This window comes from Plantactinospora sp. B24E8 (assembly GCF_039871735.1).
GTDB lineage: Bacteria > Actinomycetota > Actinomycetes > Mycobacteriales > Micromonosporaceae > Plantactinospora.
Genome location: NZ_JBDPMH010000010.1, coordinates 17,880 through 42,870, shown reverse-complemented (window position 1 = coordinate 42,870; position 24,991 = coordinate 17,880). Strand labels below are relative to the sequence as shown.

Below are 24,991 nucleotides of genomic sequence, written 5' to 3'. Positions count from 1 at the left end.
GACCCGGCGCCGGGGCGGGCAACGTGTCGACGCGAGCCGGCAGTGGGATCAGATCGCGGCGGGTGACGGGCCCTCGGCGATCAGGCCGACGTTGTGCCCGTACAGTCGCCAGCCCCGGACTTCCTCGTGCCGCAGGTCGGTCCAGTGGCAGTTGTTCAGCGGGCCGACGGCCCGGAGCACCAAGGCGTCCCAGCCGAGCAGGTAGCCGCAGCCCTGGCGGGCGGCGCCACCGTGCGTCGCCACCACGACGGTGCCACCGGGCACCGCGTCGGCTGCCTCCTGCAGCGCAATGCCGACCCGTTTGCCCAGCTCGTCGAGGCTCTCCACGGCACACCCGGGGTCCGGCTCGCCGGCCCGCCAGCGGGCGTGCTCGGCCGGGAAACGCTCGGCGATCTCGGACATCCTGAGTCCCTGCCACTCGCCGTAGAACCGTTCCCGGAGCCGGGGATCGGTCCGGACCGGCAGACCGGTCAGCGCGGCCAGGGCCGCCGCGGTGTCGGTGGCCCGACCGAGGTCGCTGGCGACGATGGCGTCCGGTCGCAACGCGGCCAGCAGCGGCGCGGCGGCGGCGGCCTGCTCACGCCCGAGATCGTTGAGCGCCACGTCGAGTTGACCCTGCACCCGGTTGGCGGCGTTCCAGTCGGTGTTGCCGTGCCGCCAGACGATCAAGCGGGTCATTCGGCGGCGCCCGCCTCGGCCTCCACCAGGTCCCGGTCCACGAACGGGATGGTCGGGCAGTCCTTCCAGAGCCGGTCGAGCGCGTAGAACTCGCGCTCCTCGGTGTGCTGGACGTGCACGACCAGGTCGACGTAGTCGAGCAGCACCCAGCGGCCGGCCCGTTCGCCCTCCCGGCGTACCGGCTTGGCCTTCTCCGGCAGGTTGACCAGTCGTTCCTCGATCGCGTCCACGATCGCGGTCACCTGGCGCTCGTTGGGCGCGGAGGCGAGCAGGAACGCGTCGGTGATCACCAACTGGTCCGACACGTCGATGATGGCGATGTCCTGCGCCTTCTTGTCGGCTGCCGCCTGTGCGGCGGCCGTCGCGAGCTCACGGGCGCGGTCGGAAGCTGTCACCATTCTCCTTCGATCAACCGTCGGGCCCTTCTAGCCTCTCACACGGGCGGCGGGTACGGCTTCACGGTTAACCGAACAGAGAATCACATACCGGGTGAAATCACCCCTGGTACAACCCTCGTTTGGCGATGTACTGCACCACACCGTCCGGCAGCAGGTACCAGACCGGGCCACCGGCGGCCACCCGACGGCGGCAGTCGGTCGAGGAGATCGCCATCGCCGGCACCTCCACCAGGCTCACCGTGTCGGCCGGCAGATGCGCGTCGGACAACTCGAAACCGGGCCGGGTCACCCCGATGAAGTGCGCCAACTCGAACATCTGGTCGAGATCCTTCCAGGAGAGGATCTTCTCCAGCGCGTCAGCTCCGGTGATGAAGAACAGCTGGACCTTCGGGCCGTACTGGTCGTGCAGGTCACGCAGGGTGTCGACGGTGTAGGTCGGCCCACCCCGGTCGATGTCGACCCGGCTGACCTGGAACCGCGGGTTCGAGGCGGTCGCGATCACGGTCATCAGGTACCGGTCCTCGGCCGGGCTGACCGGCTCGTCCGCCTTCTGCCAGGGCTGCCCGGTGGGCACGAACAGCACCTCGTCCAACTCGAAGCGGTCGGCCACCTCGTTCGCGGCGACCAGGTGCCCGTGATGGATCGGGTCGAACGTGCCCCCCATGATCCCTATTCGCCGGATCTTCTCCTCCACGTGATGATCGTAGGCCGGTCGCCCCACCGGACGGCCCCGGCATGGGAGAGATCGCAGATCACGGCACCGGGGCCCAACGGCTCCGGGCGAGCAGCGCCCGGCGCAGGTCGTCGTCGGCGTCGGTGACCACCCGGCGCAGTCCGGACGGCAGGTCCGGGCGGGCCAGCAGCGCCGCCGCCAGTTCCCGGGTCCGCGGCGTCACGGCGTAGCGCGGATAGGCGAGGGCCGCGACCCGCTCGGCGACCAGCGGCATACGTCGCCGCGCCGCCTCGACGATCCCGGCGAAGTACCGCTCCACGTAGGAAGCCGTCAGCCCGGTCTGCTCCGGCTGCCAGAACCCGGTCGCGTGCGCCATCACCAGCCGGTTGGACAGGGTGGTGTCGGTCATCACCACCTCCCAGGCCCGCTCCTTCGTTACCGGATCCGGTAGCGCGGCCCGGCACTCCGCCGCCCGTTCGGCACCGGTGGCGCTCGGGTCCACAGCCTGCTCGGCGGTGATCTCCGACTCCCCCACCGCGCCGAGTACGGCGAGCCGGCGCAGCACCGTCCAGCGCAGGTCGGCGTCGACGGTGAGCCCGTCCGGTACGTCGGTTCCGGTCAGCCAGCCGGCCAGCCGGGCGGCGTCCCGGGTCCAGCGTGCCAGTTCCCGCACGGCGGTGAGCTGCATCGAGCCGCCCGGCGACGCGGTGGCGAGCAGGCGCTCGCAGGTGGCGGCGAGCCGGTCCGTGGCGTCCTGGCGGGCCACCGGGTCGAGGTACCGGTCGACCAGGGAACCGGTCAGGGTCAGCACGTCCCGGGCCACGACAACCTCGGGCTCGGCCGGCAGGGCGACCGTGACCAGGTCCACCAGCTCGGCCACCGACCGCTCCGCGTCGACCGCCGCGTCCAGCGACTCCCCCCAGAGCACCGCCCGGGCCAACGGATCGGCCAGGACCGGCAGCACCGTCGGCGCGGCGGCGGCGGAACCCGGATCGAGCCGGATCTTGGCGAAGGTCAGGTCCCCGTCGTTGGGCAGCAGCAGTCCGGCGGCCGGCTCGCCGACCAGCCCGGTCAGCACGGTCCGCCCCTGGTCCACGACCGGGTCGAGGTCCACCTCGAACCGACGGCGCGGCACGGCGGCACCCCCTTCGCCGGTGGCGGCCCGGTCGTAGAGTCCGACCCCGATCCGGTGCGGGCGCAACACCGGGTACGACGTCGGGGCGGACTGGGCGATCGCCACCTCGGCGTACCGGCCGGCGTCGTCCAGGCGTACCTCGGTGCGCAGCGTGTTCACCTGCGGCTGCCGCAGCCAGACCTCGGCCCAGCCGGCCAGGTCCCGACCGCTGCTGTCGCTCAGGGCGGCGAGCAGGTCGGCGAGCGTGGCGTTGCCGAACCGGTGGGCGGCGAAGTAGGTCCGCAGGCCGGCGAGGAACGCCTCGTCACCGAGCCAGGCGACCAGTTGCCGGAGCACCGCGGCGCCCTTGGCGTACGAGATGCCGTCGAGGTTGGTCAGCGCCTGGGCCGCGTCGGACACCTCGGTCGGCGCCACCGGGTGGGTGGACGGGCGCTGGTCAGCCGCGTACCCGCCGGCCTTGCGGCGCATCCCGAAGGTGGTCCAGGCCCGGTCGAACCGGGTCGCCTCGGCGGTCACCCGGGTACCGAAGTACTCGGCGAACGACTCGTTCAGCCACAGGTCGTCCCACCAGCGCAGGGTGACCAGGTCGCCGAACCACATGTGCGCCATCTCGTGGGCGATGACGTTGGCCCGCAGTTCCCGGTCGTCGTCGGTGACCACGGACCGGAAGACCAGGTCGTCCCGGAAGGTGACCAGTCCCGGGTTCTCCATCGCCCCCATGTTGAACTCCGGGACGAACGCCTGGTCGTACTTGCCGAACGGGTAGCGCACCGCAAAAAGCTCGTGGAAGCGGTCCAGGCACTGCCGGGTGACGGTGAGGATCTCCCCGGCCTCCCGGTCCAGGTGCCCGGCGAGCGATCGGCGGCAGTAGAGGCCGAGCGGCACCCCGTCGTGCTCCGCGCGCAGCACGTGGTACGGGCCGGCGACCAGCGTGACAAGGTAGGTGGCCAGCGGCAGGGTCGGCGCGAACTCCCAACGGCCGGGCCGCCGCGTACCGGCGAGTTCGCCGTTCGCGGCCACGGTCCACTCCTCCGGGGCGGTGACGCCCACGGTCACCGGCGCCTTGAGGTCGGGTTGGTCGAAGCAGGCGAAGATGCGGTGCGCGTTGTCCATCGCGGACATCGCGTACAGGTAGGTCGCACCGTCGGCCGGGTCCACGAACCGGTGCAGCCCCTCGCCACTGTTCGAGTACGGCATCTCCGCCTCGACGGTGAGCACGTTCTCGACAGCCAGCCCGGCCAGCGGGAACTGGTTGTCGACCAGCGCCGCCGGGTCCAGTTCCACGCCGTTGAGGCGTACCCGGTGCAGGTGGGCGGGCCGGACCTCGACAAAGCTGGCCGCACCCGGCGTCGCGCACCGGAAGTGGACGGTGCTGGTGGACCGGAACGTCTCCTCGTCGCCGGTCAGGTCCAGGTCGACGGCGTAGGAATCGACGGTGAGCAGGGCGGCGCGCTCGGCGGCGGCTACCCGGGTGAGGCTCGGCATCCGCCTATCCTGCACGATGGGATTCCGCAGGCCGCGGACTCCCGGCGACTCACTGATGGAGGAACCGACGATGGCGCAGCACCCCAAGGGCGACTTCGACCTGTCGCGCGCCGTGTGGCAACGGGCCGAGGGTGACGACTCGGAGGGAGCGGTCGAGATCGCGTTCGTGGACGACCTGATCGGCATGCGGAACTCCGCCGAGCCGGACGGCCCGGTGCTGGTCTTCACCCAGGCCGAGTGGGACGCCTTCGTGGCCGGCGCCCAGGACGGCGAGTTCGACCTCGACTGATCCGGCTCTCCTCGGCCTGGTCAGGTCGGCCGCGACGACACCGGCACGGCATCAGCAACACTCGCACCGGACCGGCCCCGGTCAGCGGAGGTAGTCCTCCAGCAGGGCCGGGGTCAGGCCGGCCTGGTGCATCGCGGTCAGCGCGGCGGTGAAGTCGTCGACGAACCGCTCCCGGAAGTGCATCAGGATGATGTCGCCGGCCTGCACCCGGTGCTCGGTGGTCTGGTAGCGGACCCGACCCTTGTCCACCGTCTCCTTCCAGAGGAAGGCCGCCTTCAGGCCGCAGTCCCGGGTCGCCCGCAGCGTGGTGTCGTCCCGGCTGCCGCCGGGCGGGCGGAACAGCACCGGGCGGCGGCCGTACCAGGCGGCCAACTCGTCGGCGGATCCGCAGATCTCCCGCCGCTGCGTCGCGTACGGCTTGCCCCGCAGCACCTGGTGGGTGACGGTGTGCGCCTCGATGACCACGTTCTCCGGCAGGCCACGGAAGAAGCCCGGATCGTCCCTGATCGCGTCGGTGGTGAGGAAGAGCGTCACCGGCACGTGTGCGTCGACGAGCAACTGCCGCGCCTCCGACTTCCGGATCCAGCCGTCGTCGATGGTCAGGAACGCCACCGGCTGCCCGGTGGGGATCCGGCTGTACCAGCCGGCGAGCGGACCGTCGGGCACGGTCACCGGTTCCGGTGTCGGCGGCGCCGGGAAGCGCGGTAGTCGGGCCGCGTACGGACCGGTGGGGACGGACACCGACGGATCGCCGGCTGCCGGGGAGTGGTCACCACCGGGTCCGGCCGCACAGCCGGCCGGGCCGGAGAGCAGCGTCGCGAGCAGCGCCGCGAACACCGGTACGGCCCGAAGTCGCCGCCGACCCCCACCACGCTCCGCCGCCGACCGTGGGGCGGGAGCCATCCCACCGGCACAGTGAATCCGGTTCGCACGCACCCGCCGACCCTAGGCCGACCGGTGGCCGTCGCCAAGTGATCACCATCATCGCGGTGTGGAGCAGACTTCCCGGCCACTCCGGCGTCCCTGGACGGGTACGGCAATTATCGGCTTGCCCGCCCGGAACGGGCGCCCCTACCCTGATCTTGACCTCGCGGCTGCTGAACCGACGAGCACAACCGGATACCGGCGGTTCTGTCCGCCCGCCCCGCACGCGCCCCGCGCGTGCCGGTGGCCCACATCCATGTTCAGCAGCGCAGCATGCGAAAGGTCAACCATGCCCTCCTCCTCAGGCAGAACCCGCCGACCCGACCCCCGACTGGTCCGGGTCGACGACTCCTGGCTCACCCTGCCCAACCCGTACGACGTCCCGGTGGAGATCTGCGCCGGAGTCGACGTACCGATCGAGTCCGTGGCGGTCGACGAACTGCTCACCGTGCTGGAGACCGCCGACACGGTGCGGCGGCTCGGTGCCGCCGTACCCGGCCTCGACATCGCACCGCGCCTCGACCGGGTCGTCTGCACCCCCGACCTCCACAAGGGTGCCGGCATCCCGATCGGCACGGTGCTGCGTACCGTCGGCGCGCTGATCCCGCAGGCGGTCGGCAACGACATCAACTGCGGGATGCGGGTCGAGGCCACCTCGCTCAGCGTCGAGCAGGTCCGGCCGCACCTCGACCGGCTCGAGCGACGACTGCGGCACCTGTTCTTCGCCGGTGGCCGCCGGATCGGCCTGACCGCCCGGCAACGGGAGGGTCTGCTCCGCGAGGGCCTGCCCGGCCTGCTCGCCGACGGCGTACCCGGCCCGAGCAGCGGCGGGCCGGCCGGTCAGGTCGACCACGCCGGTGCCTGGGGTCAGGTCGGTCCGGACGACCTCGCCGACCTGGACGGCCGACTGCACTCGGTCGGCTTCCCGGTCGACTCGGCCGAGGACTTCCGGGACTGGATCACCAGCGGTGGCGGCACCAGCTACGACAGCGTCATCGGCAGCGTCGGCGGCGGCAACCACTTCGCCGAGCTGCAGTACGTCTCCCGGGTGCACGACGGCACGACCGCGTACGCCTGGGGGTTGGCCCCCGGCCAGGTGGTGCTGATGGTGCACAGCGGTTCGCTCTCGCTCGGCCACCAGGCCAACGCGACCGGCCGGGACCAGGCGAGGGCGGCCTGGCCGCGCGGCGTGCCGATGCCCGGCAACCGGATCCTGCCGATGCTGCTCCACGAACGGACGGCAACCGGGCGGCAGCGCTACCTGACCGCGTTCGCCAACGCGGCGAACTTCGCCGTCGGCAACCGGTTCTTCCTGGCCCTGATGATGCGGGCCGGTCTCGCCGACATCAGCACCGGGGAACTCCGGTCCCGGCTGGTCTACGACGCCCCGCACAACCTGCTGTGGCCGGAGCCGGACGGCACGGTCCTGCACCGCAAGGGCGCCACCCCGGCCGGCGGGGTCGACGGCACCGGCCGGGACGGGCACCGGGCCTGGGGCGAACCGGTGCTGGTCCCGGGCTCGATGGGCGCACCGAGTTATCTGCTGCGCGGGCTCGGCAACCCCCGGTCGCTGCACAGCGCCTGCCACGGTGCCGGGCGCAGCGTGCCCCGGGGCGCGGCGGCCCGGGGCGGCGACGCGGAACTGGACACCTTCCTGCAGGAGTTCCGGGTGGTCACCCCGCTCGACCACCGCGACCCGGCGGTGGCCGCCCGGCGGGACATCGTCGACGCCTGGCGGCGTGACCTCAAGCAGGAGGCGCCCTGGGTCTACAAGGAGGTCGGCCCGGTGGTCGACAGCCTGCGTACCGCCGGGGTCGCCGAACCGGTACTGGAACTGCGACCGCTGCTCACCGTGAAGGGATGACCGCAGCCCGTACGGCCGGTCAAGAGGTGACCCGGCGGGGGGGGGGGGGGGGGGGGGGGGGGGGGGGGGGGCCGCGGGGGGGGGGGCGGAGTAGTTTGGCCCGACCGGTCCGACCGGCTCCGATGATCCGTGGAGGCGACGCGGGTGGTCCGGGTGACAACATCCCATTGACGAACGTCGTACGGATGGCCCGTACTTCCGAGATGCTCACTCCGGGCGGACCGGGGCTGCCCACCCCCGCCCAGCCCCCTAGCGTGACAGGTCGTTTGTCCACTTGGAGCTGCGCCAGGCTGGGGAGAGTGCATGCCGTCACCCGCACCGTCATCACCGTCCGCCCGTCTGTTCCGCACCGGCCTCACGGTCGCCCTGGTCGCCGCACTGGCCGCACCGGTCAGCGGCGGCACCGCACCGGCCGCCGCGGTGGTCCTGCCCACCGGTTTCCAGGAGCAGGTCGTCTTCACCGGCCTCAACCAGCCGACCAACCTGGAGTTCGCCCCGGACGGCCGGATCTTCGTCGCCGAGAAGGGCGGCCGGATCAAGGTGTACGACGACCTGGCGGACACCACCGCGACCGTCTTCGCCGACCTCTCCGCGAACGTGCACAACCAGCACGACCGGGGGCTGCTCGGCCTCACCCTGCACCCGGACTTCCCGACCCGGCCGTACGTCTACGTGCTCTACGCGTACGACGCGCCGCCCGGGGAGTCCGCGCCGTACTGGAACGACACCTGCGCCTCGGTCGGCGGCACCAACGGTGGCCGGTGCATCGTCACCGGTCGACTCTCCCGGCTGACCGCCGACGGTGACACCATGACCGGCACCGAGCAGGTCTTCGTGCAGGACTGGTGTCAGCAGTACGCCAGCCACGCCACCGGCGACCTGGCCTTCGGCGCCGACGGCATGCTCTACGTCAGCGCCGGCGACGGGGCCAGCTACGACCTGGTCGACTACGGCCAACTCGGCAACCCGCACAACCCCTGCGCCGACCCCCCGGGCGGGGCGATGACCCCGCCGACCGCCGAGGGTGGCGCGCTGCGCTCCCAGGACCTGCGCACCCCGGCCGACCCGACCAGCCTGGACGGCACCGTGCTGCGGCTGGACCCGCTGACCGGCGCCGCCGCCCCGGGCAACCCGCTCGCCGCCAGCGCCGACCCGAACACCCGGCGGATCGTCGCCCAGGGCCTGCGCAACCCGTACCGGTTCACGGTCCGGCCCGGCACCAGCGAGGTCTGGCTCGGTGACGTCGGCTGGACCCGGTGGGAGGAGGTCAACCGGGTGGCCGACCCGACCTCCGGGGTGGCCAACTTCGGCTGGCCCTGTTACGAGGGCACCGGCCGGCAGAGCGGATACGACGGCGCCAACCTCGACCTCTGCGAGAACCTCTACACCGGGGACGGTCAGACCGCGCCGTTCTACACGTACGACCACGCGGCCCGGGTCGTCAGCGGGGAGGCCTGCCCGACCGGCAGTTCGTCGATCTCCGGTGCCGCCTTCTACCCGGCCGCCGGCGGCAGCTACCCGACCGGGTACGCGGGTGCGCTCTTCTTCTCCGACTACTCCCGGGACTGCATCTGGGCGATGCTGCCGGACGCGCCCGGCGGGCTGCCGGTGGCGGCGAACCGGCGCACCTTCGGCAGCGCCGCCGCCAACCCGGTCGACCTGGAGGTCGGCCCCGGCGGTGACCTCTACTACGTCGACCACGCCGGTTCGGTACGCCGGATCCGCTACTTCCCCGGCAACCAGCCGCCGGTCGCCTCGATCAGCGCCACCCCGACCTCGGGGACGGCACCGCTGACCGTCACCTTCGACGGCACCGGGTCCTCCGACGCCGACCCGGCCGACGTGGGCCGGCTCCGCTTCGAGTGGGACTTCACCGACGACGGCACCGTCGACGCGACCACGCCGACGGCGACGTACACCTATCCGGCCGGCGGGCCGTTCACCGCCCGGCTGACCGTGTACGACACGTTGAACGCCTCCGACACCCGGACGGTGCCGATCCAGACCGGCAACAGCATGCCGACCGCGGTGATCGACACCCCGGACGCCGGCTTCACCTGGGCGGTCAACGACCCGATCAGTTTCACCGGCCACGCCACCGACCCCGACCAGGGCACCCTGCCGGCCAGCGCGCTGCACTGGCGGATGCTGCTGCACCACTGCTACACCCTGGACAACTGCCACACCCACACGCTGCAGGACTTCACCGGCAGCAGCGGCAGCATGCTCGGCCCGGACCACGAATACCCGTCCTACCTGGAGCTGGTACTCACCGCCACCGACAGCGGCGGCCTGTCGCACCGCACCAGCGTGCGGCTCGACCCGAAGACCGTCGACCTGACCTTCGACACCAGCCCGTCCGGGCTGCGGCTGGTGGTCGGCGCCACCGAACAGGTGACCCCGTTCTCCCGTACCGTCATCCAGGGGTCGAGCAACACGGTCAGCGCGGTCACCCCGCAGACCGCGGGCGGCACCCCGTACGTCTTCGGCAGCTGGTCCGACGGCGGCGGCCAGTCGCACGTGATCACCGCGCCGGCCACCCCGACCAGCTACGTCGCGACGTACACACCGCAGTCCGGCAGTGTCCGGCTGCCGCAGTCGCAGTGGTCGGTGGCGGGGGCGGACAGCTACGAAACCCTGCTGGTCAACGGTCGGCCGAACAACGTCCGGGACGGCAGCTCCTCGTCGATCTGGCACACCCAACGGCTGCTCAGCGGTTCGAGCCACCCACACTGGATCGACCTCGACCTGGGCTCGGCCCGGACCGTGAACCGGCTGCACTACCTGCCCCGGCAGAGTTCCGACGCCGGCCGGATCACCGGCTACGAGGTGTACGTCTCGAACAGTCGCAGCAGCTGGGGCACCCCGGTGGCGACCGGCACCTTCCCGAACAGCGCGGCCGAGCAGACGGTGGTCATCCCGCCGACAACCGGACGGTACATCCGACTCCGGGCGCTCGGCGCCGCCGACGGCAGCCGCTTCACCACCGTCGCCGAACTCAACATCGGCGTCCCCGGATGACCGGACGGTGCGGCTGGGCGGCGACGCCTGTTACCGTGGAGGACATGCGGATGACGAGCCAGACCAGCTGGTGGGCGCCCTGACGGGCGGCCCTCGCATCCGCGTACCCGAAACAGCCAACGGCCGCCCCTCCCGGGGCGGCCGTTGACGTTCACGCTCCCCGGGACGGCGGCACCCGTACCCGGTAAGGAGCAACCGACCATGACCACGAGTGCACCACTCACCGTGCCCACCGCGGCCGCCGCGCGTCCGCAGCCGTCCCCCGGGGTACGCCGGATCACCGGCCTGCAGCCCACCGGCCGACTCCATCTCGGCAACCTGCTCGGCGCGATCCGGCCGACCGTCGCCGCCCAGTACCGCACCGAGACGATCGTCTTCCTCGCCGACCTGCACGCGCTCACGGTGGCCCACCAGCCGAACGAGGTACGGGCCAACACGCTGGCCCAGGCGACCACGCTGCTCGCCGCCGGACTCGACCCGGACCGTACGACGTTCTACGTCCAGTCCCAGGTGCCGCAGCACACCGAACTGCACTACCTGCTGGAGTGCACCGCCGGCTACGGCGAGGCGCACCGGATGATCCAGTTCAGGGAGAAGTCCGCGACCCAGCAGAACGTCCGGCTGAGCCTGCTCAGCTATCCGGTGCTGATGGCCGCCGACATCCTGCTGCACGACGTCCACGAGGTGCCGGTCGGCGCCGACCAGGGCCAGCACCTGGAGCTGACCCGGACCGTCGCGCAGCGGTTCAACACCCGTTACGGCGACACCTTCGTGGTGCCGCGCGCGGTGCATCCGGCCGTCTCGGCCCGGGTGATGGACCTGGCCGACCCGACCCGCAAGATGGGCAAGTCCGCCGAGTCCGACGCGGGGGTCGTCCTCCTGCTCGACCCGCCGGAGGTGGTCCGCCGCAAGGTGATGCGCGCGGTGACCGATCCCGGCCGGACCGTCGACTACGACCCGCAGGCCCGTCCCGGACTGGCGAACCTGCTCGACATCCTGGCCGCCGCCGTCGGTGGGGATCCGGCCGTGCTGGCCGCCGACTACCGGTCGTACGCCCAGCTGAAGGCGGCGGTGGCGGAGGCGGTCGACGGCCTGCTGCGGCCGGTCCGGCTCCGGCACACCGAACTCGCCCGCGATCCCGGGTACGTCCGGCGGGTGCTCGCCGAGGGTGCCGACCGGGCCCGGGAGAGCGCCGCCGACACGGTGTACCGGGCCCGGCGGGCGATCGGCCTGCTCACCTGAAGAGCGCCACGCCGGTCCCGGTCGGTCGGCTCCGGTCCGTCGGCCGGGACCGGCATGCGTTGCTCCGGTCCGTCAGGCCGGGACCGGCATGCGCTTCTCGAAACAGATGCGGTGCGGGTTGCCGAGGTACTCGCCGTACCCGGGGATCTCGGCGTAACCGGCGGAGACGTAGAGCCCGACCAGGCGGGCGAGGTGGCGGCCGGTCTCCAGCCGAAGCACGGTGTGCCCGTTCCAGAGTGCCAGTTCCTCCAGCGCGCCGAGCAGTTGTCGGCCCAGCCCCCGGCCCCGGTACGCGGGGCGGACGTACATCCGGGTGATCTCGGCGGTCTCCCCGTCCACCGGCCGGATCGCCCCGCAGGCGACCGCCCGGCCGGCCTGTACGCCGATCAGGTGCCGGACGTTGTCGTACGGGGTGAAACCCCGCCCGTCGACGCCCCGGCCGATCTCCCGCAGTTCACGCTGCTGCGCCACGACCAGGGCGGCCAGCTCCGGATCCGACGGCGGGCGGGACTCGATCAGCACCTGTCGACGTTAACCCGGGGGCGTTTCGACAAGGTTTCGCCCGGGTAGCCCCGAATCCGGGGGTTGGTGAACTACCAGGACCCGTGCCGGAGTCGGTCAGAGCATTCCGACCCACTCCCCCACCGAACTCCGCTCGTGCCACCTGCGCTTCCGGCGCCGGTCGGTGCTGACTGTCGACGTCGCTAGTTTTAGCAGGGAACCTCGGCAGCTTGACGACGGAGGAGGCTATGGCCCTGCGGTTCGAGCACCGCGACACCGAGATCGACGTGAGCCTCGTCGACCGCGTATGGCGCACCCGCTCTGACGCGGAGGAGACGATGACGTCCGCAGCACGCACCTGCTGGCATCTGATCCTCTCGCGGACGCAGGGACGCCTACTCGCCAACCTGCGCGGGCCGGAGACGAGGGCGACCACCGCACCGGTCCCGCCGGGCACCGAGTTCCTCGGGGTCCGGTTCGCGTTCGGTGCGGTTCTCCGGCCGCATCCTGCGGCCTCGATCGTCGATGGGTACGTTCCGTTCCCGGTGACGGCATCGGGCAGGATCGTCATCGGCGGAGAGGACTGGGAGGCGCCGACGTTCGAGAACGTCGAGCACTTCGTCCGGCGACTGCAGGATGCGGGTCTGCTGGTGCGATCGCATCTTGGGGATGAGAAGCAGGTCGCCGAGCATCCCGGAGCCGGCCCGACCGAGCGAACCCTGCAGCGCCGCCACCGAGCGATCACCGGACTGTCGCGAACCACCGTGCGGCAGATCGACCGCGCGAACGCCGCCGCCACGATGCTGCGCGACGGCCTTGACTGGCACACGGTCGTCGATACGTTGGGATACTTCGACCAGGCCCACCTCGCGCACGCCCTGCGTCGCTACGTCGGGTCCACCGCACGCGAGCTGCAGGCGGGCGACTTCGCCGCGATGTCGTTCCTGTACAAGACCCACCCTGGGCCCGGCAGCTAGCGTCCGTCTGCCGGCCAACCCCGGCCGGCTGTCCGCGACCCGGATCCCGAGGAGAACCGTGCTACTCAGTGTTAACACCTTCGTCACTCTCGACGGCGTCATGCAGGGACCCGGAGCCCCCGACGAGGACCGCTCCGGTGGCTTCGACCGCGGCGGGTGGCTCGTCCCGCACGCCTCCGCGCACACCAACGAGGTCGTCGAGAGCTGGTTCCGTGAGGCCGACGCGTTCCTCTTCGGACGCACCAGCTTCAACCTGCTCGGCGGGTACTGGCCGAAGGTCACCGAACCTGACAGCCTGATCGCCACCAAGCTCAACACACTGCCGAAGTGCGTCGTCAGTTCCACGCTGACCGACGACGAGGCCGACTGGAACCCGACGACGGTCCTCCGCGGTGACCTGGTTGAGGAGGTACGGCGTCTCAAGGAGCTTCCCGGCAAGGAACTCCAGGTTCACGGAAGCTGGAAACTCGTCCAGGCGCTGCACCAGGCAGGACTCGTCGACATCTACCGGCTGCTCCAGTACCCGGTCGTCGTCGGCACGGGCAAGCGCCTGTTCCCGGACGGGTCGACGCCCGCGACGTTCGCGACCGTCGAAGAGAGCTCGCGCGTACTGCCCGGCGGCGTCGTCTCGCTGACCCTCAACCCCACGAGCCTCGGCGCGATCTCCGCAGGCGCGTACACGGTGGACGAGGGGCGCTCGGCGACGGTCCTCGCCTGACACCGGGGCCCGACCGGATCCGGGGGCCTGATCTCCGGCCACGGCCTGGGTCGAAGCCGGAGATCAGGCCCCCGACGACACGCGCTAATCCGCGTCCTCGTCGGCCGTCCGCCCGGTCCGGTGACCGTCAACGGTCACCGGGGCGTCACCCGCCACCGTCGTCGGTGCGTCGGGGTCGGCCGGCGCGCCGACCACCGTCTCGTCGGCCGGCGCGCCGACCACCGTCTCGTCCGCCGGACGCTGCCGACGGGCCTTCCGGGCCGCCAGCCGCTCCGCGGCCGTCGCCCGGGTCCGCTTCTCCTCCAGCCGGCGGTCGGTCCCCCGGGAGCTCGGCACGTACTCCTCACCGGCGTACAGCGTCGGCTGCCAGTCGAACTCGCGCTCGCCGATCCGGACCAGGTCGCCCGGCTCGGCGCCGGTCTTGGCGAGCTGGTCCTCGACACCCAACCGGGCCAGCCGGTCGGCCAGGTAGCCGATCGCCTCGTCGTTGTCGAAGTTCGTCTGCCGGACCCAGCGTTCCGGGCGCGGGCCCTTCACCACGTACGCCCCGTCGGGCGCCTGCTCGATGGTGAAGCCGGCGTCGTCGACAGCGGGCGGCCGGATGACGATCCGGGTCGGCTCCAGGACCGGCGCCGCCGCCCGGGACTGCTCGACCAGGTCGGCGAGGGCGAAGGTCAGCTCCCGCAGCCCCTCCCGGGTCACCGCGGAGACCTCGAAGACCCGCAAACCACGTGCCTCGATGTCGGGACGGACAATCTCTGCCAGGTCACGGCCGTCCGGTACGTCGATCTTGTTCAGTACGACGATCCGCGGCCGGTCGGCCAGCCCGCCGTACTCGGTCAGCTCGGCCTCGATCGCGTCGATGTCGGCGAGCGGGTCGCGTCCCGGCTCCAGCGTCGCCGCGTCCACCACGTGCGCCAGCACGGCACAGCGCTCGATGTGTCGCAGGAACTCCAGACCGAGCCCCTTGCCGGTGGCCGCCCCCGGAATCAGCCCCGGTACGTCGGCGACGGTGAAGGTGTGTTCGTCCACCCGGACCACGCCGAGGTTCGGCACCAGCGTGGTGAACGGGTAGTCGGCGATCTTCGGCTTGGCCGCCGACAGGACCGAGATCAGCGACGACTTGCCGGCGGACGGAAAGCCGACCAGCCCGACGTCCGCGACGCTCTTGAGCTCGAGGACCGCGTCGAGCCGGTCGCCCGGTTCGCCCAGTTCGGCGAAGCCGGGGGCCTTGCGTCGGCTGCTGGCCAGCGACGCGTTACCCCGGCCACCCCGGCCACCCCGGGCCACCTCGAACGTCGTACCGGCGCCGACCAGGTCGGCGAGGACAGTGCCGTCCATGGCGTAGACGACCGTACCGTCCGGCACCTTGAGCACCAGGTCGGCACCGTTGGCGCCGTCCCGGTTCGAGCCGGCGCCGCCCTTGCCGTTCTCCGCCTTGATGTGCGGCCGGAAGTGGAAGTCGAGCAGGGTGTGCACCTGCGGGTCGACGACCAGGGAGACGCTGCCGCCGTGTCCGCCGTTGCCGCCGTCCGGGCCGCCGAAGGGCTTGAACTTCTCCCGGTGGATCGACACGCAACCGTGCCCGCCGTCACCGGCCTGCAGGTGCAGCACAACCCGGTCAACGAACATCGTCACGTTGTCAATCCTTTCATCGGCGCCGGCACACCGGCGGCGCAACCGTCGCCCCGGAACACCGGCGCGTACGGCGTCGTGCGTGACGTGGGACCACGTTCCGCACAAGAAACGGCGGAGCGGGCCGGGGACACCAGGTCCGCGGCCCGCTCCGCCGGAAAACTGAACGTTACCGCTCGGCCGGTACGATGCTGACGACCTTGCGGCCCCGCTTGGTACCGAACTGGACCGCGCCGGTGGCCAGGGCGAAGAGCGTGTCGTCGCTGCCACGGCCGACCAGGTCACCGGGGTGGAACTTGGTGCCCCGCTGCCGGATCAGGATCTCGCCGGCGTTGACCAGCTGGCCACCGAACCGCTTTACGCCGAGCCGCTGCGCCGCGGAGTCGCGGCCGTTCCGCGAGCTGGACGCACCCTTTTTGTGAGCCATCTGAGGACGACCTGTCTTTCCGCTGGGACGCTTACTTGGTGATCCCGGTCACCTTGACCTGGGTCAACGGCTGGCGGTGACCCTGGCGCTTGTGGTAACCAGTCTTGTTCTTGAACTTGTGGATCCGGATCTTCGGGCCCTTGGTGTGCGCGGCGATCTCACCGGACACCGCGACGTTGGCCAACCGCGCCGCGTCGGTCACCAGGTCGTCGCCGTCGACGAGAAGCACGGCGGTGAACTTGACCGCGTCACCGGGCTGCCCGGCGAGCTTCTCAACCTCGATCACGTCGCCCTCGGCGACCTTGTACTGCTTGCCGCCGGTCTTGACGATCGCGTACATCGGAGGCGGACTCCCTGTCATTGAGGCTGCGGATGGTGTTTCGCGTCGCCACTGCCCCGCACCAGGTGCGGGGCGGGCACGCGAGAACGTGGCGCGTAAATCGCGCCGCAGGCCAGCGTACGCCATGACCGGTCCGACCCCCAAACCGGCCCCCTGAGCAGGGAGCCGGCCGAGCCCGTGGACCGGGGTCCGGCAGGGCCGGGCGGCGTCGTCAGGTGCCGCAGAGTTGGTCCAGCCGCTGCTGCAGCTGGTCGAGCTTGGTCTCGTCGACGGACTCGACACTGGCCTCCATCGAGCCCACCTGGGTGCCGATCTCGGTCAGCACCGTCTTCAGCCGGGCGTCGGTGGCCCTGGCGGCCTGCTCCCGCATGGCGTCGCCCCAGTCCTGCAGCGCCTGTTCCGCCTTGCGCTGGGCGGCCTCGGCGCCGGCGGTGTCGTTGGCGCCGGTCGCCTGCAACGACTTGCCCAGCTCCTCGATGAAGGTCCGGACCGAGTCCGCGCTGGCCTTGGTGGCCGCGTCACAGACCTCCCGGGCGTTACCTCCGGCCGGAGCGTTGTCTCCGCCGGGCGACCCGCCCGGTCCCGGGCTCGGCGCCCCGGTCCCCGGCCCGGCGGTCCCCGGCACGCCGGAGGGCGGCGTACCGGTCGACGAGCCGACACCGGTCGCCGGAAAGCCACTCGGGACGCCGTCCCGCTCGCCCGAACAGGCGGTGGTGAGCAGTACGGCGGCGATGGCGGCGGTCACCAGCAGGCGTCGCATGTTCATCTCCTCGACAGCGGGGGCCGATCCTCCGGACGCCTCCGGCCCGACGGCCGGTTGACATCGCAGGCCAATTGAAGATCGCGGAGGACGCGCTCAGCCTAGCCACATCCTCCGCAATCATCCCAGCCGTCGCCGAACGCCGCTCGGTGAACGCGAGCCTGCCCGGGTCCGTCCGACCACGTCCGACCCGCCCTGCCCCGCACAACCCGTCGTCAGGGACGGCGAGCCCGGCGGGTGCCACCGCGCCGGGCAGACCGCGACCGTCGGTCAGGGACGGGTACGTCGCCGGGCGCCACCGCGCCGGGCCCGCCGCCGACCGCCGGACTCCGTGGTCTCGGCGTCCAGGTCGGCGCCGTCCTCGATGGCGTCCGGGTCGTCCGCTCCGGCCAGCCGCATCGACTCGGTCGGCGCGACGTCGGCGATGTCGGCGACCTCGGTCGTCGCGGGCGTCTCGGTCTCGTACCGGGACAGGTCGTAGCCCATGGTGTCCTCGTACTCGGGCACCTCCACGACCACCCGCTCCGGCGCGGCCTTGCGGCCACGGCGCCGGGTCGACGGCGCCGGCGGCTCGACGGCCGGGGCCGCCGGGGTGGTCCCGTTGCTCGCCGACGCGACCGCCTTGACCTTGTCACCGGCACCCGGCCGGGACTTCTCCGGCACCGGCTCGGTGTGGATGATCACGCCGCGGCCCTTGCAGCAGTCGCAGGTCTCGCTGAACGCCTCCAGCAGCCCGGCACCGATCCGCTTCCGGGTCATCTGCACCAGACCGAGCGAGGTGATCTCGGTGACCTGGTGCTTGGTCCGGTCCCGGCCCAGGCACTCGGTGAGCCGACGCAGCACCAGGTCGCGGTTGGACTCCAGGACCATGTCGATGAAGTCGATCACGACGATGCCGCCCAGGTCGCGCAGCCGGAGCTGGCGGACGATCTCCTCGGCCGCCTCGAGGTTGTTGCGGGTGACCGTCTCCTCCAGGTTGCCCCCGGCACCGGTGTACTTACCGGTGTTGACGTCGATCACCGTCATCGCCTCGGTACGGTCGATCACCAGGTGTCCGCCGGAGGGCAGGAAGACCTTGCGGTCCAGACCCTTGAGGATCTGCTCGTCGATCCGCCGCTCGGCGAAGACGTCGGCCGCCCCGGTGTGCCGGCGCAGCCGGGGCACCAGGTCCGGCGAGACGTGCGAGAGGTACGACTCGACCATGTCGTACGACTCGTCGCCCTGCACCACGAGCTCGCGGAAGTCCTCGTTGAACAGGTCCCGGACCACCCGGATCACCAGATCGGGCTCCTCGTAGAGCAGCACCGGGGCGCCGCCCTCGGCGGCCTTGGCCTGGATGTCCTCCCACTGCGCCTGCAGCCGCTTGACGTCCCGGGCCAACTCGTCCTCGCTGGCGCCCTCGGCGGCGGTCCGGACGATCACTCCGGCACCGTCCGGTACCAGCTTCTTGAGGATGTCCCGCAGCCGCTTGCGTTCGATGTCCGGCAGCTTGCGGCTGATCCCGGAGGCGTTGCCGTGCGGGACGTACACCAGGTGCCGGCCGGAGAGGGCGATGTGGCTGGTCAGCCGGGCGCCCTTGTGCCCGATCGGATCCTTGGTGACCTGCACCAGCACCGAGTCACCGGACCGCAGGGCCTGCTCGATGGAGCGGGCCCGACCCTCCAGGCCGGTGGTGTCCCAGTTGACCTCGCCCGCGTAGAGCACCGCGTTGCGGCCCCGCCCGACGTCGACGAAGGCCGCCTCCATGCTCGGCAGGACGTTCTGCACCTTGCCGAGATAGACGTTGCCGGCCATGGTGCCGGAGGAGGCGCGGGTGACGTAGTGCTCGACCAGCACCCCGTCCTCGAGTACGCCGATCTGGGTGCGGTCACCGCGCTGGCGGACCACCATCACCCGGTCGACCGCCTCCCGGCGGGCCAGGAACTCCGACTCGCTCAGGATCGGCGGTCGGGTACGACGCTGCTCGCGGCCGTCCCGGCGGCGCTGCCGCTTGGCCTCCAACCGGGTCGAGCCGGAGACGCCCTGCACCTCGTCCACGGACTTGCGGGGCTCACGGATCTTGATGACGGTGGGTACGCCGTCGTCGGCGCCGCCCTCGGCGTCGCCGGCGCCCTTGCGGCGACGCCGCCGCCGGCGACGGGTCACCCCGTCGGCGGTCTCGGTCTCCTCGTCCTCGTCCTCACCCGGTTCGGCTTCGACCTCGGTCTGGGCGGCCGGTTCCTCGTCCTCGACGTCCTCGACGTCCTCGACGTCGTCGGCGGTGCCCTTGCCCCGGCCCCGGCCCCGGCGGCCACGGCGACGCCGTCGCCGCGCGGCCGCGGTCTCCTCGTCCTCGTCCCGGTCCGCCTCGTCCAGCGCTTCCTCGTCCGCGGTGCCCTCGACGTCGAGTTCGGCCTCGGGAGCGATCTCGGTCACCGCCGGCTCGGCGGTGCGGCGCCCACGGCGCCGGCGCCGGCCGGTCTCGACCGCCTCGTCCGGTTCTGCCGTCTCCTCGGCCGGCTCCGCCCGGGCCACGGCCGGCTCGGGCTGCCCGGCGGGGCGGACCGTCGGGGTCTCCGGCTCGGGCGCCATGAAGAGCACGGTCGGCGCGGAGAGCGCGGCCCGGCGCCGCCGACGGGGCGCCGCCTCCTCGACCGCCGCGGTCGTGGGCTCGACCCGTACCGTCGTCTCCGGGGTCGCTCCGGCCGTCGTCTCCGGGGTCGCCCCGGGCGCACCGGCCGGGCCGGTGGTGACCACCACGGCACCCGGCTCGCCCGCCGTGCCGCTCGGGCCCGCCCCGGTCGCGACGGCACCGGCCTCCTCGGCCAGGGCTTCCTCGGTCTCCGGCTCCTCGCCGTCCGGCTCCCCCACCCCGGCGACCGGCTCCTCGGTCACGGTCTCCGCGACCACCGGGGCCGCGGCCGGAGCCGCCTTCTTCCGCCGGGTACGGGTCACCTTGACCGGCGGAACCGGTTCGACGACGGCCGCCTCGTCGGCGCCGCCGATCGCCCCGGTCTGCGTCGGGGCGGGCTCAGCGGACCGGCCGGCCACCGCCTCGGTCCCGTCAGTGACGGCCGGGTCGGCTCCCGCGCCGTCCCGCTTGTCGGCGGTGGTGGCCTTACGACGGCGACGAGGTGTTTTTGCGGTGCTTTCCGTGTCGCCCCGCACCGGGGCCAGCACCTCCACGTCGGCCGCCTCGCCACTGGTCGACCGCACCGACGTCGGCGCCTCGACCGGTACGCCGGTCGGTGCCGGTTCACTCGCCGTCGCGGAACTCCGACGCCGGGTGGTACGGGCGCGCCGGGTGGGTTCCGCCGCCTCGGTGTTGCCGCTGTTCTCGACGGTGTTGCCAGCCGACTCGGTGCCGGTCAGGTCCCCGCCCTCGGGCTCGTTCTCGAGCATGGACGTTCTCCAGTTCTGGCTTCCCCGGGCGCGGGTGAGCGCTGCCACGCAGGGTTGCCGCAAAGTATTTCCGGCGACGCGTCAAGATGACCGGACCGCCGAAGTCTGTCTGCCTGCCCGCTGACCGGACTTCCGGCTAGCGTTCGCCGATGGCTGCCCTGTCGCGATCCGCCTCCAACGGATCCACGATCTCCCCCTGCGCGGTCACCGTGCCCTGCGCCAGCCGCGTCGCCCGAGGCGGCACCGGCGGCTCCAGGTCGGCCACCACGCGGAGGCCGGAAAGGACGTCATCGGGTCGTACGGACGGGGTGACCTGCCGCACGACCATTTCGAGTATCGCACACGGTATGCCCTCGACCTCGGAAGGTGCCCCGGTCCGCTCGATCACATCGATGCCGATGACCGCAGGTCGGGCGTCGAAGACGCGTCGTCCCTGCTTGGTCATCCGCTCCACGGATACCTCCGGGGCGGCCAGGAACGCCGCCACCGCGTCGCGCGCGACGGCGGGTTCGATGCCGGGCAACTCGATGCGCCACCGCGACGCCTCGATCCGGTCGGCGAGGCTGCCGCTGCCCGCCTCCACCGCGTCGAGTACGTCGATTCCGGGCGAAAGCGCCGCGTCCAGGGCGATCCGCAACTGCTCCGGGTCGACCGGCTCGCGCAGGCCGATCTCCAGGTACTCCGCCTCGCTCGCCACCCCGGTCGGGGCGGCGGAGGCGTACGAGATCTTCGGGTGCGGGGTGAAGCCCTGGGAGAAGGCGATCGGTACGCCGGCCCGGCGCAGCGCGCGCTCGAAGGCCCGGGCGAAGTCCCGGTGCGAGGTGAACCGGAGCGGCCCCCGCTTGGCGTACCTGATCCGAACCCGCTGGACGACCGGTGCCTGGCCGCCCTCGGGTTGAGGCTTTCTAGCGATCGTGAGCTCCTCGGGTGTACCTGTCTGTCCGTCCCATCCTGGCGCAGCACTCGGCCCGGTGGCCAGCCGGGGCGGCCGGAGAGTCCCGACGATCCCGGTCAAACTCCCCAGAACCCTTCAGCACGGCGAAGCGGAACGCCGACCGCCGACCGGTGACCCGGCCCGCGTCACTGCTGGGCACCGGCCGGCGTACGCAGCCCGTTGACCGGGGTCAGCGGCAGCAGCTTCTTACCGGTCGGCCCGATCTGGATCTCGGTGTCCATGGACGGGCAGACCCCGCAGTCGAAGCAGGGGGTCCACCGGCAGTCGTCCTGCTCGTACTCGGACATGGCATCCTGCCAGTCCTGCCAGAGCCAGTCCTTGTCCAGGCCGGAGTCGAGGTGGTCCCAGGGCAGGACCTCGGTCTCCTCGCGCTCCCGGACGGTGTACCAGTCGAGGTCGACGCCGAAGGTCGGCAGCACCTCGGCGGCGGCGTCCGTCCAGCGCTGGAAGGAGAAGTGCTCGCTCCAGCCGTCGAACCGGCCGCCGTCCTCCCAGACCTTCCGGATCACCGCACCGACCCGGCGGTCACCCCGACTGAGCAGGCCCTCGATCAGCGACGGCTCACCGTCGTGGTAGCGGAAGCCGATCGCCCGGCCGAGCGACCGGTCGGCGTTGATCGCCTGCTTGAGCAGCTTGAGCCGGTTGTCGATCACCTCGGGGCGTTCCATCGACGCCCACTGGAACGGGGTGTGCGGCTTCGGTACGAACCCGCCGATCGAGACGGTGCAGCGGATGTCCTTCGAACCGGTCGCCGCCCGTCCCGCCTTGATCACCTCGTGCGCGAGCCGGGCGATCTGCAGGACGTCCTCGTCGGTCTCGGTCGGCAGACCGCACATGAAGTAGAGCTTCACCTGCCGCCAGCCGTTGGTGTACGCGGTGACCACGGTGCGGATCAGGTCCTCCTCCGACACCATCTTGTTGATCACCCGACGGATCCGCTCCGACCCGCCCTCCGGGGCGAAGGTCAGCCCGGTCCGCCGTCCGTTGCGGCTCAGCTCCTGGGCCAGCTCGATGTTGAACGCGTCGACCCGGGTGGACGGCAGCGAGAGCGAGACGTTGGTGCCCTCGTACTGCTGGGCCAGACCGGAGCACATGTCACCGATCTCCGAGTGGTCCGCGGACGACAGCGACAGCAGACCCACCTCGTGGAAGCCGGAGTACTCCAGCCCCTGCTGCACCATCTGCCCCACGGTGGTGATGGACCGCTCCCGTACCGGGCGGGTGATCATGCCCGCCTGGCAGAACCGGCACCCCCGGGTGCAACCCCGGAAGATCTCCACCGCGTACCGCTCGTGCACCGTCTCGGCCAGCGGCACGATCGGCTTCTTCGGGTACGGCCACGCGTCCAGGTCCATCGTCGTCCGCTTGTGCACCCGGAACGGTACGTCCGGCCGGTTCGGCACCACCCGCTGGATCCGACCGTCGGGCAGGTAGTCGACGTCATAGAACCGGGGTACGTAGACACTCTCGGTCCGGGCCAGCCGCAACAGCAGTTCGTCCCGGCCGCCGGGGCAGCCCTCCTGCTTCCAGCCCCGGACGATCTCGGTGATCTCGAGTACGGCTTCCTCGCCGTCACCGAGCACCGCCGCGTCGACGAAGTCGGCGATCGGCTCCGGGTTGAACGCGGCGTGCCCGCCGGCCACGATCACCGGGTGCGCGTCGGTCCGGTCCGCGGCGAGCAGCGGGATCCCGGCCAGGTCGATCGCGGTGAGCAGGTTGGTGTAGCCCAGCTCGGTGGCGAACGAGATCCCGAACAGGTCGAACGCGCCGACCGGTCGGTGCGCCTCGACGGTGAACTGCGGCACGCCGTGCGCCCGCATCAGCCGCTCCAGGTCCGGCCAGACCGCGTACGTCCGCTCGGCCAGCACATCCGGCAGCTCGTTGAGCACCTCGTAGAGGATCTGTACGCCCTGGTTCGGCAGACCGACCTCGTACGCGTCGGGATACATCAGCGCCCAGCGGACGACGGCCGAGTCCCAGTCCTTGACCACCGCGCCCAGTTCGCCGCCGACGTACTGGATCGGCTTGCTCACCTGGGGCAGCAGCGGCTCGAGCTGCGGCCAGACCGTCATCGCCGCGGACCTGCTCGCGGCGGCCGACGCGGCGCTCATGGAACCTCCCGAAACAGCAGTTTGCAGTGACCCGACCAACCATCCAGGGTACGCGTAGCCCTCACGACCCCGATCGGGTAGGAACTCTATCCCGAGCCGTCGTCACCCCCGACGCACTCGTCGCCACCCGACCGTGCCCGGGTCGCGGCACTCCGTGACGACCCGGGGCGGAACGACACAGCTCAGACGTCGACCGGACGAACTGGTACGCCGGTACTAACCTCGGACGGGCGCGAGAGGAGAGCCGCACGATGCGTCAGCCTCAGCCGGACGGCGGTCAGCCGGCAGGCGGAGCCACCTCACCTGGGGAGGAAGCCATCTCACCCAGGGAGGCGGAACCGGCCGGGCAGCCGTCAGCCGGCCAGCCGGAACCCGTCGAGCAGCCCTCGGACAGGCGTGCCGAGCCCGTCGAGCAGCCGCCGGACGGGCGTGCCGAGCCCGCCGAACAGCCCTCGGACAGGCGTGCCGACGACCGGGACCAGCCGGCAACCCGGGTCGAGACCTCCTCGACCAGTGGTGTGCCGAACCCGGGTTGCCCGGTCGATCCCGACGACGGGACCGGGGCCGCCGACGACGGGACCGACGCACCCACCCGCCCGGCGAGGGCCGATGCCGGACCGGTGGCCGCCGCCGGGAGTGTGACGCCGGACGGCTCCGCGGACGGCAACACCTCACCGCCCGCCACCGGTGTCCAGGGTGACACGACGCCGGAGCCGACCCGGGTCGCCGCGCCCCGGTGGACCGGCTCGGCGGCCGTACCACCACCGCAGAGCCGCCGCCGGCGCCGTTGGATCGGCGGCAGTGACGCCGGGGGCGCTGACGCCGGCGGCGACCAGCCCGCCGCACCGGCGGGGCCACCACCGACGACCCCGGGGCCGGTCCGGCCGACCGAGTCACGCCGGCCGGACCCGACGCTGCGGATGCCGACCGTCGAGTCCGACGAGTCCGAGATGCCGACGCCGGTGGATCCCTGGGCCGGCGCCGCCGACGACCCCTGGTTGGGGTCACCGGGGTACCCGTCCCCCGGTCACCCGCCCCACCCGTTAACCGGCCACAGCGGCCCGGCCGGCCATGGCACACCCGGCTACCCCACCACGCCGGAGTCCGCCGCGCCGGTCAGCCCGCCGCCATACCCGGTCAGCCCGTCACCACAGCCGGTCAGCCCACCGCCGCAGCCGGTCAGCACGCCACCCCGGCAGCTACCCGCGACCCGGGTCTTCCCCGCCTCCGCCGGGTCACCCGCACCGGCGACCACACCGCGCCCGCCTGGCGCGCCGACCGCTCCCCGGCCCCGACAGACGCCCGAACCGACGCCGCGCCGGAAACCGGCACCCCCGAAGGGGGCACCCCCGCCGCCCCCGCCGGCACCGGTGGCGCCGTCCCGAGGGAAACGGTCCACGGCCACACCGCCGCCCCAGACGGTCCCGCCGGGCTGGAAACCACCCCGGGGCCACGTGCCGATCCCGGTACGCCGCCG

General features: G+C 72.1%; 20 protein-coding genes. 6 read left to right on the top strand and 14 right to left on the bottom strand.

All coding sequences use genetic code 11. The features are described from left to right. Positions 1-48 precede the first annotated feature (48 nt). The 4 genes from ABGB21_RS17210 to pepN form a co-directional block, all read right to left on the bottom strand. Positions 49-678, bottom strand: coding sequence for a histidine phosphatase family protein (locus tag ABGB21_RS17210; protein ID WP_347654129.1), 630 nt, complete (start codon positions 676-678; stop codon positions 49-51). Continuing rightward, on the bottom strand, positions 675-1,073 hold the full coding sequence (gene rsfS / locus ABGB21_RS17205; protein WP_347654131.1) for a ribosome silencing factor: 399 nt from the start codon (positions 1,071-1,073) through the stop codon (positions 675-677). The genes ABGB21_RS17210 and rsfS overlap by 4 nt, the downstream gene beginning before the upstream one ends. Positions 1,074-1,173: 100 nt before the next feature. Next, positions 1,174-1,770: a nicotinate-nucleotide adenylyltransferase gene (gene nadD, locus ABGB21_RS17200; protein ID WP_347654133.1), complete on the bottom strand. Its 597-nt coding sequence runs from the start codon at positions 1,768-1,770 to the stop codon at positions 1,174-1,176. A 58-nt stretch (positions 1,771-1,828) separates the two neighbouring features. Beyond that, positions 1,829-4,369, bottom strand: coding sequence for an aminopeptidase N (gene pepN, locus ABGB21_RS17195; protein WP_347654135.1), 2,541 nt, complete (start codon positions 4,367-4,369; stop codon positions 1,829-1,831). A gap of 70 nt (positions 4,370-4,439) precedes the next feature. On the opposite strand from pepN, the gene ABGB21_RS17190 reads away from it, so the two are divergent. Next, on the top strand, positions 4,440-4,658 hold the full coding sequence (locus ABGB21_RS17190) for a DUF397 domain-containing protein (RefSeq protein ID WP_101371446.1): 219 nt from the start codon (positions 4,440-4,442) through the stop codon (positions 4,656-4,658). A gap of 81 nt (positions 4,659-4,739) precedes the next feature. Here the strand turns inward: ABGB21_RS17190 and ABGB21_RS17185 are convergent, their stop codons facing one another. Continuing rightward, entirely contained in the window at positions 4,740-5,561 is an 822-nt protein-coding gene (locus ABGB21_RS17185; RefSeq protein ID WP_347654138.1) for a polysaccharide deacetylase family protein, read from the bottom strand. Between the two features lie 310 nt (positions 5,562-5,871). Here ABGB21_RS17185 and ABGB21_RS17180 point away from each other — a divergent pair, with 310 nt between their 5' ends. The 3 genes from ABGB21_RS17180 to trpS all read left to right on the top strand — a co-directional run bounded on the left by ABGB21_RS17180 (position 5,872) and on the right by trpS (position 11,709). Continuing rightward, positions 5,872-7,446 (top strand): RtcB family protein, encoded by a 1,575-nt coding sequence (locus tag ABGB21_RS17180; RefSeq protein WP_347678523.1) that lies wholly within the window; start codon positions 5,872-5,874, stop codon positions 7,444-7,446. Between the two features lie 303 nt (positions 7,447-7,749). Then, positions 7,750-10,467 carry a PQQ-dependent sugar dehydrogenase gene (locus ABGB21_RS17175; protein WP_347678521.1) on the top strand — a complete coding sequence of 906 codons (2,718 nt, stop codon included), beginning with the start codon at positions 7,750-7,752 and terminating at the stop codon, positions 10,465-10,467. Between the two features lie 201 nt (positions 10,468-10,668). Next, complete coding sequence (gene trpS, locus ABGB21_RS17170) at positions 10,669-11,709, top strand: tryptophan--tRNA ligase (RefSeq protein ID WP_347678519.1); 1,041 nt, start codon at positions 10,669-10,671, stop codon at positions 11,707-11,709. A gap of 72 nt (positions 11,710-11,781) precedes the next feature. Here the strand turns inward: trpS and ABGB21_RS17165 are convergent, their stop codons facing one another. After that, positions 11,782-12,231: a GNAT family N-acetyltransferase gene (locus ABGB21_RS17165; protein WP_347658084.1), complete on the bottom strand. Its 450-nt coding sequence runs from the start codon at positions 12,229-12,231 to the stop codon at positions 11,782-11,784. A gap of 227 nt (positions 12,232-12,458) precedes the next feature. On the opposite strand from ABGB21_RS17165, the gene ABGB21_RS17160 reads away from it, so the two are divergent. Together ABGB21_RS17160 and ABGB21_RS17155 are read left to right on the top strand one after the other, a co-directional pair. Beyond that, entirely contained in the window at positions 12,459-13,187 is a 729-nt protein-coding gene (locus tag ABGB21_RS17160) for a helix-turn-helix domain-containing protein (RefSeq protein ID WP_347658085.1), read from the top strand. Positions 13,188-13,245: 58 nt separating this feature from the next. Next, the gene (locus ABGB21_RS17155; RefSeq protein ID WP_347678517.1) at positions 13,246-13,905 is read left to right on the top strand and encodes a dihydrofolate reductase family protein; all 660 of its coding nucleotides are present in this window, start codon (positions 13,246-13,248) and stop codon (positions 13,903-13,905) included. An 84-nt stretch (positions 13,906-13,989) separates the two neighbouring features. On the opposite strand, the gene obgE is transcribed toward ABGB21_RS17155, so the two are convergent. From obgE to ABGB21_RS17115, 8 genes are all read right to left on the bottom strand, one after another. Beyond that, on the bottom strand, positions 13,990-15,543 hold the full coding sequence (obgE, locus tag ABGB21_RS17150) for a GTPase ObgE (protein WP_347678515.1): 1,554 nt from the start codon (positions 15,541-15,543) through the stop codon (positions 13,990-13,992). A gap of 166 nt (positions 15,544-15,709) precedes the next feature. Continuing rightward, positions 15,710-15,967, bottom strand: coding sequence for a 50S ribosomal protein L27 (rpmA, locus tag ABGB21_RS17145; RefSeq protein WP_347658088.1), 258 nt, complete (start codon positions 15,965-15,967; stop codon positions 15,710-15,712). A gap of 31 nt (positions 15,968-15,998) precedes the next feature. Beyond that, positions 15,999-16,307, bottom strand: coding sequence for a 50S ribosomal protein L21 (gene rplU / locus ABGB21_RS17140; protein ID WP_347658089.1), 309 nt, complete (start codon positions 16,305-16,307; stop codon positions 15,999-16,001). 211 nt (positions 16,308-16,518) lie between these two features. Continuing rightward, positions 16,519-17,067 (bottom strand): hypothetical protein, encoded by a 549-nt coding sequence (locus tag ABGB21_RS17135; protein ID WP_347678513.1) that lies wholly within the window; start codon positions 17,065-17,067, stop codon positions 16,519-16,521. Positions 17,068-17,337: 270 nt separating this feature from the next. Continuing rightward, positions 17,338-20,448: an Rne/Rng family ribonuclease gene (locus tag ABGB21_RS17130; protein ID WP_347678511.1), complete on the bottom strand. Its 3,111-nt coding sequence runs from the start codon at positions 20,446-20,448 to the stop codon at positions 17,338-17,340. A 136-nt stretch (positions 20,449-20,584) separates the two neighbouring features. Then, entirely contained in the window at positions 20,585-21,304 is a 720-nt protein-coding gene (locus ABGB21_RS17125; protein WP_347658110.1) for a TIGR03936 family radical SAM-associated protein, read from the bottom strand. A gap of 224 nt (positions 21,305-21,528) precedes the next feature. Continuing rightward, entirely contained in the window at positions 21,529-23,514 is a 1,986-nt protein-coding gene (locus ABGB21_RS17120; protein ID WP_347658092.1) for a TIGR03960 family B12-binding radical SAM protein, read from the bottom strand. A gap of 1,084 nt (positions 23,515-24,598) precedes the next feature. Beyond that, positions 24,599-24,913: a hypothetical protein gene (locus ABGB21_RS17115; RefSeq protein ID WP_347678509.1), complete on the bottom strand. Its 315-nt coding sequence runs from the start codon at positions 24,911-24,913 to the stop codon at positions 24,599-24,601. Positions 24,914-24,991 lie beyond the last annotated feature (78 nt).

Bases quoted from the DNA above. Each gene is read 5' to 3' on its own strand.
- ABGB21_RS17135 (WP_347678513.1), bottom strand. From the start codon at position 17,067: ATGCGACGCCTGCTGGTGACCGCCGCCATCGCCGCCGTACTGCTCACC.
- ABGB21_RS17190 (WP_101371446.1), top strand. From the start codon at position 4,440: ATGGCGCAGCACCCCAAGGGCGACTTCGACCTGTCGCGCGCCGTGTGG.
- ABGB21_RS17175 (WP_347678521.1), top strand. From the start codon at position 7,750: ATGCCGTCACCCGCACCGTCATCACCGTCCGCCCGTCTGTTCCGCACC.
- trpS (WP_347678519.1), top strand. From the start codon at position 10,669: ATGACCACGAGTGCACCACTCACCGTGCCCACCGCGGCCGCCGCGCGT.
- rpmA (WP_347658088.1), bottom strand. From the start codon at position 15,967: ATGGCTCACAAAAAGGGTGCGTCCAGCTCGCGGAACGGCCGCGACTCC.
- rplU (WP_347658089.1), bottom strand. From the start codon at position 16,307: ATGTACGCGATCGTCAAGACCGGCGGCAAGCAGTACAAGGTCGCCGAG.
- ABGB21_RS17185 (WP_347654138.1), bottom strand. From the start codon at position 5,561: ATGGCTCCCGCCCCACGGTCGGCGGCGGAGCGTGGTGGGGGTCGGCGG.
- ABGB21_RS17210 (WP_347654129.1), bottom strand. From the start codon at position 678: ATGACCCGCTTGATCGTCTGGCGGCACGGCAACACCGACTGGAACGCC.
- ABGB21_RS17180 (WP_347678523.1), top strand. From the start codon at position 5,872: ATGCCCTCCTCCTCAGGCAGAACCCGCCGACCCGACCCCCGACTGGTC.
- pepN (WP_347654135.1), bottom strand. From the start codon at position 4,369: ATGCCGAGCCTCACCCGGGTAGCCGCCGCCGAGCGCGCCGCCCTGCTC.
- ABGB21_RS17160 (WP_347658085.1), top strand. From the start codon at position 12,459: ATGGCCCTGCGGTTCGAGCACCGCGACACCGAGATCGACGTGAGCCTC.
- ABGB21_RS17130 (WP_347678511.1), bottom strand. From the start codon at position 20,448: ATGCTCGAGAACGAGCCCGAGGGCGGGGACCTGACCGGCACCGAGTCG.
- ABGB21_RS17120 (WP_347658092.1), bottom strand. From the start codon at position 23,514: ATGAGCGCCGCGTCGGCCGCCGCGAGCAGGTCCGCGGCGATGACGGTC.